Source organism: Xanthomarina sp. (genome assembly GCF_035306705.1).
Classification (GTDB): domain Bacteria; phylum Bacteroidota; class Bacteroidia; order Flavobacteriales; family Flavobacteriaceae; genus Xanthomarina.
Map to the genome: position 1 here is coordinate 1 of NZ_DATGNO010000094.1, position 9,728 is coordinate 9,728.

The 9,728-nt window shown below is 34.4% G+C and carries 9 protein-coding genes; 5 read left to right on the top strand and 4 right to left on the bottom strand.

Annotated features, from left to right (window positions below; translation table 11 throughout):
* Positions 1-109 precede the first annotated feature (109 nt).
* A complete protein-coding gene (locus VKY47_RS08285; RefSeq protein ID WP_324311948.1) occupies positions 110-493 on the top strand; it encodes a hypothetical protein in 384 nt (127 codons plus the stop codon).
* A gap of 4 nt (positions 494-497) precedes the next feature.
* On the top strand, positions 498-1,889 hold the full coding sequence (locus VKY47_RS08290; RefSeq protein WP_324311949.1) for a T9SS type A sorting domain-containing protein: 1,392 nt from the start codon (positions 498-500) through the stop codon (positions 1,887-1,889).
* Between the two features lie 211 nt (positions 1,890-2,100).
* Here the strand turns inward: VKY47_RS08290 and VKY47_RS08295 are convergent, their stop codons facing one another.
* The 4 genes from VKY47_RS08295 to VKY47_RS08310 all read right to left on the bottom strand — a co-directional run bounded on the left by VKY47_RS08295 (position 2,101) and on the right by VKY47_RS08310 (position 5,780).
* A complete protein-coding gene (locus VKY47_RS08295) occupies positions 2,101-2,826 on the bottom strand; it encodes an SDR family oxidoreductase (protein WP_324311951.1) in 726 nt (241 codons plus the stop codon).
* 86 nt (positions 2,827-2,912) lie between these two features.
* Positions 2,913-3,434 carry a DUF4136 domain-containing protein gene (locus VKY47_RS08300; protein WP_324311953.1) on the bottom strand — a complete coding sequence of 174 codons (522 nt, stop codon included), beginning with the start codon at positions 3,432-3,434 and terminating at the stop codon, positions 2,913-2,915.
* 124 nt (positions 3,435-3,558) lie between these two features.
* The gene (gene obgE / locus VKY47_RS08305; protein ID WP_324311954.1) at positions 3,559-4,557 is read right to left on the bottom strand and encodes a GTPase ObgE; all 999 of its coding nucleotides are present in this window, start codon (positions 4,555-4,557) and stop codon (positions 3,559-3,561) included.
* Positions 4,558-4,634: 77 nt separating this feature from the next.
* Positions 4,635-5,780, bottom strand: coding sequence for an adenylate kinase (locus VKY47_RS08310; RefSeq protein ID WP_324311956.1), 1,146 nt, complete (start codon positions 5,778-5,780; stop codon positions 4,635-4,637).
* Between the two features lie 92 nt (positions 5,781-5,872).
* Here VKY47_RS08310 and VKY47_RS08315 point away from each other — a divergent pair, with 92 nt between their 5' ends.
* The 3 genes from VKY47_RS08315 to VKY47_RS08325 form a co-directional block, all read left to right on the top strand.
* Complete coding sequence (locus VKY47_RS08315) at positions 5,873-7,027, top strand: 5-(carboxyamino)imidazole ribonucleotide synthase (RefSeq protein WP_324311957.1); 1,155 nt, start codon at positions 5,873-5,875, stop codon at positions 7,025-7,027.
* A gap of 2 nt (positions 7,028-7,029) precedes the next feature.
* Entirely contained in the window at positions 7,030-7,512 is a 483-nt protein-coding gene (gene purE / locus VKY47_RS08320; protein WP_324311958.1) for a 5-(carboxyamino)imidazole ribonucleotide mutase, read from the top strand.
* Between the two features lie 210 nt (positions 7,513-7,722).
* On the top strand, positions 7,723-9,728 hold a 2,006-nt coding region (locus tag VKY47_RS08325; protein WP_324311959.1), incomplete at its 3' end, for a M3 family metallopeptidase.

Below are 9,728 nucleotides of genomic sequence, written 5' to 3' on the forward strand. Positions count from 1 at the left end.
TTACTAATCTATTTGAACCTCTAACTTGAGATATCCTTTGAAATTTTTCATTATTTTATTTTTGATGCATTCGTGTGCCAGTACAAAAGTCCAACCGTCCGAAAAAGAAATGTCTCCAAGAGTCGTGTTTTTAACTTATAATATCAAAAAAAACAAAAATACGGAAACAGAAATCACCTTTCTAAAACACAAACTTGTAGATGGAAAAATAAAAGGTTTTTCTAATAACGACAAGAATCAAACCGAAGGAGATTTGGAATGTGCATTTTTAGATAGTAAAAAGAATGTTTTACAAGTAGTGAATATTGAAAATCCCTTAAAAAAAATAGTTGAATTTGTAAACGATTCTGGAAATCTTGAAAAACGTCTTATCGAATTGGATAGTACACAATTTGTTATAAGAGCTCCTTATATAGAAAACACAAAATTTCTTGAAATAAGAGAGATTAGTGAAAACCAAAAACCAAATAAAATACTTACTACCAAACTGTAATTATATGAAACACACATTACTCTTTCTTCTTACTTTAATTACTTTTCAAATGTCTTTTTCGCAAGTATTTGATGTTGAGAATATCAAAAATTCGGGCGATATGGATAACCGTATCAACATTGTTATTATGGGAGATGGTTATCAAACAACTGAATTTGCTAAGTTTGAAACCGATGCCAACAACTTTGTTACCGATATGTTCAGCCAATCGCCTTTTGCTGAATACAGTAATTATTTTAATGTTTATATTATAAATATCCCTTCAAACGAAAGTGGCGCCAGTCATCCAGGAACTGCAGCAGACGAAGGAAGTTATAATGTTCCCATTTCAAGTGTAGACAATTATTTTGGTACCAGCTACGATAGCTATAATGTACATAGACTATTATATACCGAAAACTTTGCTGCTGTTATGAGTGTTCTGGCAGATAACTTCCCGCTGTATGATCAAGGACTCATTCTTGTAAACGCTCCTCATTATGGCGGTAGTGGTGGTATGTTTCCAATCGCTTCAACTGGTGCAAGTTCTAGTGAAATTGCGATTCATGAAATTGGTCATTCGCTTATCAACTTAAAAGATGAATATTATCCTGGAGATATTCTAGCAGAAGAAGGCATAAACATGACGCAAGAAACAAATCCGAGTCTAGTAAAGTGGGCCAATTGGATGAGCAGTAATGGTGTTGGAATTTATGCTTATGGCTCAACTGGATCTGAAGCCACCTGGTTTAGACCACATCAAGGCTGTAAAATGCGCTATTTGGGTTATCCTTTTTGTTCGGTTTGTAAAGAAGGTATCATAGAAAAGATACACGATTTAGTATCTCCTATCGATTCTTATCTTCCAGAGAATGGCCTTATTGAAAACCCAAGTTTTCCTCTCGAATTTAGTTTATCTCTCGTTGCCCCTTTACCTAATACGCTAGAAAGTTCGTGGACTCTTAATTCTATTAATTTCGCATCGAATGTAGATAATTTGGAACTTATAGAAACGGATTTAAACGAAGGCAACAACACTTTAACTGCTGTTGTAACAGATAATACGTTATTGCAAAGAATCGATAACCACGAAGCCATACATGCCTATACGGTAACTTGGAATATAAATATTTCAACAATTGGAATTACTGAAATTACTAGTGAAGAAAATAAATTAAGCATTAGCATGTTTCCAAATCCATCGCAGGATCTTCTGAATTTTTCTTATAAAAGTTCTTTAAGCACACAACTAACTATTGAAATTATTAGCTTGGATGGCAAAAAGATACTGACTACCGATTTCTCTAATAATGAAAAATCTACTATAGACATCAGCACCTTTAGTTCGGGCGTTTACCTAGTAAATTTTTACTCAAACAAAGTGTTAATTGCAAATAAGAAACTTGTTAAGAATTAAATTTCATTCCAAAAATAAGATGTTATCCCAATAACTATCTAGATAAAAAAGAGGCCTATATAAAAGCCTCTTTTTTTATTGTTTTGCTTGCCAAACCTAATTGGTCTGGAAGTTATTTTTTAATGAATAACATTTGATTAAACTAAATTGATACTTTATAAAATCAAGTTTTGTATTATTCTCATTGCTGACATCAGAAGCAAAAGAATACTTATTTGCTTGAAGGCATAGTTGGTCTTACTTCAATTTTACTTGGTAAGGTTCTTGGATTCATTTTTAATAAATCGACAACCAGCTCTCCAATATCTTCAATTTGAATTTTCCAAGCATCACTTTCATCCGGTTCATTTCCATTAAAAAAGGTCGATACAGAACCGGGCATAATAGTACTTACTTTAATTCCATACTGTCTCAAATCCAACATCACAGCTTGTGTAAATCCGGTAACTCCAAATTTACTCGCGTTATAGGCAGAACCGCCCGCAAAAAAGTTAGTACCTGCCAAACTTGAAATAGTAATATAATAGCCTTTTGTTTCTTTTAATGCAGAGATACTGGCTTTAATGGAATTAAAAACACCCGTTAAATTGGTGTCAATCGTTTCATTCCATTGGTCTTTGGTTAAATCCTCTATACTACCAAAATGACCTAATCCAGCATTAGCTATAACAATATCCAACTTTCCAAACTGTTTGATAACTTGCTTTACAGCTTGCTCCTGACTTTCTAAATCACGAACATCTGCCTCCAAACCAATAGCTTTGGCAGAGTTTTTTGAATCTTGATTTAAGCTCTTAGCTGCTTCTTGGGCAGCTGCTAAATTTCTACCGGTAATAGCTACATGGATTCCTTGTTTGATAAGCGATTGCGCAATTCCGTATCCAATTCCCTTGGTACCTCCAGTTATGAAGGCTACTTTATTTTGTAATGTGTCCATGATGTATATTTTTAAATGAAATCAAAGTTACAAAACGAAATACAGCTTTGGCATTTTGAATTGTTATGAAAATGATAAAGTTGCTGTTACTTCTTTGGAGGAAATCCGTCTAAAACTTTAGTAACGATTTGCTTCAATTTTTCTTCACGCTCTTCCGGATAGTCTCTTGGAACATCAGTTTCACTAGAAATAGCTTGCCAAAATAGCTGATTGGTTTTAGCATCGACAAAATCGAATTTAATTTGTCTGGACATATTGGCTTGACCTATGGGAATTCCTACCGAAATACCTCCCCCAACATTTCCACCACCACCGCCAACACCTACTCCAACTGAAGAATTACTTCTGTTTTCTTGATAAGTAGAGCTTTCAATGTTGATAATAAAATCGGAGTCTTCTGATAAGGTAAATCCTTTTAAAGCCATTGTATGATCGACAGCTTTAAATAAGCGCTTGGAATCAAATTCGCTTAAACCGGTATTCATGTTAGTAAAATAGCTGTAGGATTTGTATTTGGAAAAATCGGTGCTTTTTTCGTAATCGTAATTAACGGTAACACCGCAGGATAGGCAAATGAACAGAAAAAATATGGAGGCTGACTTTTTCATTTTTATTTTAAAGATATGAAATAATAAATAAAAAAACCTCATAGGTTTTAACTCCGTATGAGGTTTGAAAATAAGTTTTAAACGCTTTGAAATTATATCTAAAACATCAATTTCTTAGATATTTTTAAGCATTAAGCATTTTCCAAAGTTTATCTTTTAACTCGGTAAGTCCTTGTTGGGCCACCGCAGAGATAAACATGTATTCCACCGGAAGTGTTTTATCCAGTTCTACTTTTAGTTCTGCTTTTAATTCGTTGTCAAGCATATCACTTTTTGAAATAACCACAAATCGTTCCTTATCCAGAATTTCAGGATTATAACGTTTTAATTCATCCAAAAGAATATCGTACTGTTTTCTAATATCGTCTGCATCTGCAGGAATTAAAAATAATAAAACGGAATTTCTTTCAATATGGCGCAAAAAGTAATGCCCAAGCCCTTTCCCTTCGGCAGCACCTTCAATAATTCCAGGGATATCGGCCATTACAAAGGTTTTGAAATCGCGATACTCTACAATTCCCAAATTGGGTTTAAGGGTGGTAAATTCGTAGTCTGCAATTTTAGGTTTTGCAGCACTAACCACAGAAAGTAACGTTGATTTTCCAGCATTTGGAAACCCTACCAAACCAACGTCAGCTAATAATTTAAGTTCTAAAACAATATCCAATTCTTGACCCGGAATTCCAGGCTGAGCATATCTTGGCGTTTGGTTTGTGGATGTTTTAAAGTGCCAGTTACCACGACCTCCCAAACCTCCTTGAGCTATAATTTTTTCTTCGCCATCTTCGGTAATTTCAAAAATTACGTCTTCGGTTTCTCTATCTCTTACTATAGTTCCAAGTGGAACGTCCATATACACATCTTGTCCATCGGAACCTGTACTTCTGCTCTTACCTCCATGTTCGCCATGATCCGCTTTAAAATGTCTTTTAAACTTGTAGGTATAAAGTGTCCAAAGATTCGCGTTTCCACGCATAATAACATGACCTCCACGTCCTCCATCTCCACCATCTGGACCTCCTTTTTCTACAAATTTCTCTCGGTGTAAATGCGCAGAACCTTTACCTCCGTTTCCGGAAGATACATGCAATTTTACATAGTCAACGAAATTTCCTTCTGTCATATTATTCATCCACAAATGTGGAAATTGTATTAAATGAAACTTATTGTTTTAGCTCCTGATTGAGCAGGCGCAATAATTTATAATTTATCGATTACTACACTCAAGCGTTTGGTAATATCTTGGATATCTCCAACACCATCAACTCCAAAATATTTATTTTGAGCTGAATAGTAATCTTTTAATATAGCTGTTTTACTATAGTATTCTTTAATTCTATTTCTAATAATGTTTTCGTCTGCATCATCTGCACGACCACTGGTTTTACCTCGTCCCAATACGCGCTCTACTAAAATCTCATCTTCAACTTCAAGAGCCACCATGGCATCAATTTGAGAGTCCTTGGAATCCATAAGTTTGTCTAAGGCTTTTGCTTGTGCATTTGTACGTGGAAAACCATCAAAAATAAAACCTTTTGCATCGGCGTTTTTTTCAACTTCAGCATTTAACATATCAATAGTTACTTGGTCTGGAACAAGTTCTCCTTTATCCATATAAGATTTGGCAATCATTCCTAAAGCTGTTTCATTTTTTATATTAAAACGAAACACATCTCCTGTAGAAATATGCACCAAATTATATTTTTCTTTTAAGTAGTTTGCCTGTGTTCCTTTCCCTGCTCCTGGAGGGCCAAATAGCACGATATTAGTCATGTGTTGTGTGGTTTTTAATTGATATATTTCTGGCAAATCCCTACCTAACCCATCATAGTCTAATCCGTATCCTACAATAAATTTATTTGGTATTTCAATACCTACATAGTGTAATTTATAATCTTTTTTATAAGCGGTTGGCTTGTGAAACAGCGTAGCAATTATTAGTTGTTTTACGTTTTCACTTTTAAATATTCTGTGGACTTCTTCAAGCGTATTTCCAGAATCGATGATATCTTCTAAAATAACCACGGTTCTTCCACTTAAATCTTGAGTCAATCCAATTAAACGTTGAATATCTTCAGTTGATTTAACACCTTCATACGACGCCAATTTAATAAAAGTAACCTCGCAAGGTTTTGGATATTTTTTTACGAAATCGCTAACAAACATAAACGAGCCATTCAAAATACCAATAAACACAGGTACTTCGTCTTTAAGGTCTTCGGCTATTTCTATTGCCATTCGTTCAACTGTCTGTAATATTTCTTTTTCAGAAATAAACGGCTTGAATTGTAAATCGTGAAGCTTAACCACTTGTTTTATTTTTTTTAGAAAGGCAAAGATAATCATTTGATTAAGGTTTTACGAATTCTCATTTAGATTGTTTTGGATTTAGTTTTTTCAAAGCCATTTGATTTGTACTTTTGTGGAAAATAGAATCAATGAAATTTTTCTCTTCAACTTTCAAACTGGGCATTCTAGGTGGTGGTCAATTGGGCAAAATGTTACTTTACGATACCAGAAAATTCGATATTCACACCGCTGTTTTAGATGCCAGCAACGAAGCACCGTGCAAAATAGCTTGTAACGAGTTTTATTTAGGAGATTTAATGGACTACGATGCTGTTTATAATTTTGGAAAGAACGTAGATGTACTAACATTTGAAATTGAAAATGTAAACACCAATGCCTTAGAAGCTTTGGAAAAAGAAGGCGTAAAAGTATATCCCTCGTCCAAAACGCTTCGCACTATACAAAACAAAGCCACACAAAAATTATTTTATAGAGATCACGACATTCCAACAGCCGATTTTTCAAGATTTGCCTATGCGTCGCAAATTTTAGATGCCGTACATAACGGTGGCTTGAATTTTCCTTTTGTTTGGAAAAGCTCTCAATTTGGTTATGATGGAAACGGTGTGAAAATTGTTAGAACAGAGGCCGATTTAAAAGATTTACCTAATGTAGAATGCATAACAGAAAACCTGATTCCGTTTAAAAAGGAATTAGCCGTTATTGTAGCTAGAAATCCTAAGGGAGAAGTTGCTATTTACCCAGTGGTTGAAATGGAATTCCATCCAGAAGCCAATCAAGTGGAATATGTTATTTGCCCTGCTAGAATCGATGAAAAAGTCGCAAAAAAGGCCACTGAAATTGCATTAAAAGTATCTCAAGCTTTTAATCATGTGGGGCTATTGGCCGTTGAAATGTTTCAAACTCACGATAATGATATTATAGTAAATGAAGTAGCTCCAAGGCCGCATAACTCTGGACATCATACCATAGAATCTAGTTACACTTCGCAATTTGAACAGCATTTAAGAGCTATTTTAAATTTACCTTTAGGCAAAACTGAAAGTATAGTTGGTGGAATTATGGTAAATTTGGTTGGAGCTGAAGGACATACCGGAAATGTTGTGTACCAAAACATTGAAGACATTATGAAAATGCCTGGTGTAACACCACATATTTATGGAAAAAAGCAAACCAGACCCTTTAGAAAAATGGGACATGTTACCATAGTAAACGAAGATTTAAACGAAGCAAGGAAAATTGCTGAAGAAGTTAAAAATACGATTAAAGTTATAAGCGAATAATTATGAGCAAAGTAGGAATTATCATGGGAAGCAAAAGCGACCTCCCAGTTATGCAAGAAGCCATAGATATTTTAAAAGATTTTAAAATTGAAGTAGAAGTAGATATTGTTTCGGCACACAGAACGCCTGAAAAACTTTTCGATTATGGCAAATATGCGCATACACGTGGGTTTTCGGTAATAATTGCTGGAGCCGGAGGCGCTGCACATTTACCAGGAATGATAGCCTCTTTATCGCCCCTTCCAGTAATTGGTGTTCCTGTAAAAAGCAGTAATTCTATAGATGGTTGGGATTCTATTTTATCCATTTTACAAATGCCTGGAGGAGTTCCTGTAGCAACAGTTGCTTTAAATGGCGCAAAAAATGCCGGAATTTTGGCTGCACAGATTATTGGAAGTTCAGATGCAGCTGTTTTAGACAAAATAATTGCTTATAAAGAAGCGCTTAAAGCAAAAGTTATAGAATCTGCAAAAGATTTAAAATAAAAAAACCTCGACTTGTGATCGAGGTTTTAATCGCTATTAATCAATTATTTAAAAGAGTTACTTAAACTCTCATGAAAAATCTGATGCAAAAGTAGTCACATATATTTAATTACCACCACATTATAATCATAAAATAAAGTTAATAATTTCAGTTTGTCTTACTTTGTAAGAAAAGTAAGATTTTGACTATCAAGTAGAAACACCCACAAAATGAATATCCTAAACAAATCCTTCAATACAGAATTTCAAACAGCTCCATTTTCTAAAATTAAAAACGAGCATTTCTTGCCCGCAATTAAAATAGCCATAGAAAAGGCAAAACAAGAAATTGATGCCATTACAAAAAATTCTGAAACACCAACTTTTAAAAATACTATTGAGGCTTTAGATTTTTCTGGGGAAGAATTAGACAGGATTTCAAGTATCTTTTTTAATTTAAACTCTGCCGAAACCAACGAGGAAATTCAGAGAATTGCTCAAGAAGTGTCGCCTCTTTTATCAGAATTCAGTAACGATATTACTTTAAATGAAGATCTTTTTAAGCGTGTAAAATTAGTTTATAAGGAAAAAGACAACTTAGTCTTAACAACGGAACAAAAAACACTATTAGATAAAAAATATAAAGGTTTTTCTAGAAATGGTGCCAATTTACCTGAAGACAAGAAACTGCAACTACGAGAAGTTGACAAAGAATTAAGCAAATTAAAATTAAAGTTTGGTGAAAACGTATTGGCGGAAACCAATAATTTTGAAATGCTTATTACTAACGAAGACGACTTATCTGGTTTACCTGAAGGCGCAAAAGAAGCTGCCCAACAACTAGCTGAAGCTAAAGATCTGAAAGGTTGGTTAATTACTTTAGATTACCCGAGTTATATTCCATTTATGACTTATGCCGATAATCGCGATTTACGTAAGAAGTTAGCCATTGCGTCAGGAGCAAAAGCTTTTAAAAATGATGCCTTGGACAATCAGGAAAATGTCTTGCAAATTGTAAAACTTCGTCATCAAAGAGCAAATTTACTAGGCTATAAAACCCATGCGCATTTTGTTTTGGAAGAACGTATGGCAAAAACTCCCGAAAAAGTGGAAGCCTTTTTAAACGAACTTTTAGAAAAAGCCAAACCAGCTGCTATAAATGAATTTAGCGAACTAGAAAGCTTTGCCAAAGATTTAGATCAAATAGATCAATTACAAAAATGGGATGGTACTTATTACGCTGAAAAGCTTAAACAAAAACGTTTCGATTTAGACGACGAACAGCTAAAACCTTATTTTAAACTTGAAAATGTTATTAAAGGTGTTTTTACAGTTTCGGAAAAATTATATGGCTTGTATTTTGAAGAAATCTCAAGTATCGATAAATATCACGAAGATGTTTTAACCTATAAAGTTACAAACGACAAAGGCGAATTGGTTTCCATTTTTTACGCCGATTTTTTCCCAAGAGCTGGAAAAAGAAATGGAGCTTGGATGACTTCCTATAAACCACAATATGTAAAAAACGGTGAAAACTCTCGTCCTCATATTTCCATAGTTTGCAACTTTACCAAACCTACAAAAAGCAAACCTTCACTTTTAACTTTTAATGAAGTAACCACCTTATTTCACGAATTCGGACATGCTTTACATGGTATGTTAGCCAATACAACCTATCCAAGTATTTCGGGAACAAGCGTGTTTTGGGACTTTGTAGAGCTACCAAGTCAAGTCTTGGAAAACTGGTGTTACGAAAAAGAAGCTTTGGAATTATTTGCAACCCATTACCAAACCAGAGAGGTTATTCCTATGCATTTAATTGAAAAAATAAAAGCCTCTTCTACCTTTCACGAAGGTATGCAAACCTTGCGTCAATTAAGTTTTGGCTTATTGGATATGAGCTGGCACGGAACAGATTCTCCAGAAAAAATAACTTCTGTTAAAACACATGAACTAGAAGCTTTTGAAAACACCAAATTATATCCAGATGTAGCTAAAAACTGCATGAGTACATCTTTTTCCCATATTTTTCAAGGAGGTTACAGCTCGGGTTATTACAGTTACAAATGGGCGGAAGTATTAGATGCAGATGCTTTTGAGTTTTTTAAGGAAAAAGGCATTTTCAATAAAGACGTAGCTACCAAGTTTAAAGACCATGTATTGTCTCAAGGTGGAACAGAAGACCCAATGGTTCTCTACAAACGCTTTAGAGGACATGAACCGCAACCAGATGCTTT

What these genes read in the sequence shown, in the direction of transcription:
- VKY47_RS08285 (WP_324311948.1), top strand. Translation starts at nt 110, where the DNA reads ATGTCTCCAAGAGTCGTGTTTTTAACTTATAATATCAAAAAAAACAAA.
- VKY47_RS08290 (WP_324311949.1), top strand. Translation starts at nt 498, where the DNA reads ATGAAACACACATTACTCTTTCTTCTTACTTTAATTACTTTTCAAATG.
- VKY47_RS08295 (WP_324311951.1), bottom strand. Translation starts at nt 2,826, where the DNA reads ATGGACACATTACAAAATAAAGTAGCCTTCATAACTGGAGGTACCAAG.
- VKY47_RS08300 (WP_324311953.1), bottom strand. Translation starts at nt 3,434, where the DNA reads ATGAAAAAGTCAGCCTCCATATTTTTTCTGTTCATTTGCCTATCCTGC.
- obgE (WP_324311954.1), bottom strand. Translation starts at nt 4,557, where the DNA reads ATGACAGAAGGAAATTTCGTTGACTATGTAAAATTGCATGTATCTTCC.
- VKY47_RS08310 (WP_324311956.1), bottom strand. Translation starts at nt 5,780, where the DNA reads ATGATTATCTTTGCCTTTCTAAAAAAAATAAAACAAGTGGTTAAGCTT.
- VKY47_RS08315 (WP_324311957.1), top strand. Translation starts at nt 5,873, where the DNA reads ATGAAATTTTTCTCTTCAACTTTCAAACTGGGCATTCTAGGTGGTGGT.
- purE (WP_324311958.1), top strand. Translation starts at nt 7,030, where the DNA reads ATGAGCAAAGTAGGAATTATCATGGGAAGCAAAAGCGACCTCCCAGTT.